This is a genomic window from Microbulbifer hainanensis, from assembly GCF_014904735.1.
Taxonomy (GTDB): Bacteria; Pseudomonadota; Gammaproteobacteria; order Pseudomonadales; family Cellvibrionaceae; genus Microbulbifer; species Microbulbifer hainanensis.
This window is the reverse complement of the sequence record NZ_JACZCR010000064.1, coordinates 1-576: the sequence shown is the minus strand read 5'-3', so window position 1 is coordinate 576 and position 576 is coordinate 1. Positions and strand designations below refer to the sequence as shown.

Genomic DNA, 576 nt, shown 5'->3' with positions numbered 1-576 from the left:
ATCAGGGTCGTTGGTTCCGTGGATGATCTGGACCGCGCTGTTCTCGAGAAGGGTCTGTTCGCGACCATAGATCCGAACAAGGTCCTTCACCGACTGCGCCACGATCATGCACTTTATACCGTATCCGGCGAGGTAGCCGATCGCGTCGTGGAGAAGCGCCAGGTTCCCAAGTCGCGGGAATTCATCAAGCAGGAAGAGCCCTCGTCGCTTATGCGGAAACTCGGCCGGCGCGACATTCACGTCTGTCAGTTTTCGCACCACAAGAGAGACGAAAAGGCGCAGGAAAAAACGCAGGCGCTGAAGGTTGCTCGGCGTGAAAACGATGTGAAGCGTTACCGGCTTATCGTCATTCAAGAGAGAATCGATTGTGAAATCGGAGCTCGACGTGTTGTGGGCGAGGATCTGGTCGTCATAGATCCCAAGGTACGACCGCGCTGTGCTGAGAATGCTCGACAATTCCGGAAAGTATTTGTCCTTCAAAGTCTGTACGCCCTCGGCCACGACAGGGTGCGGATGGTCTCCGAGATGCTTCGTCAACATCATCTCGTCCAGCTTGTCTGTGATTTCGACGCCGGG

At 55.4% G+C, this 576-nt stretch carries 1 protein-coding gene; it reads right to left on the bottom strand.

Going from position 1 to position 576, the window contains the following annotated elements; translation table 11 throughout:
• On the bottom strand, positions 1-576 hold a 576-nt coding region (locus tag IG168_RS20320; protein WP_193166433.1), incomplete at both ends, for a type IV secretory system conjugative DNA transfer family protein.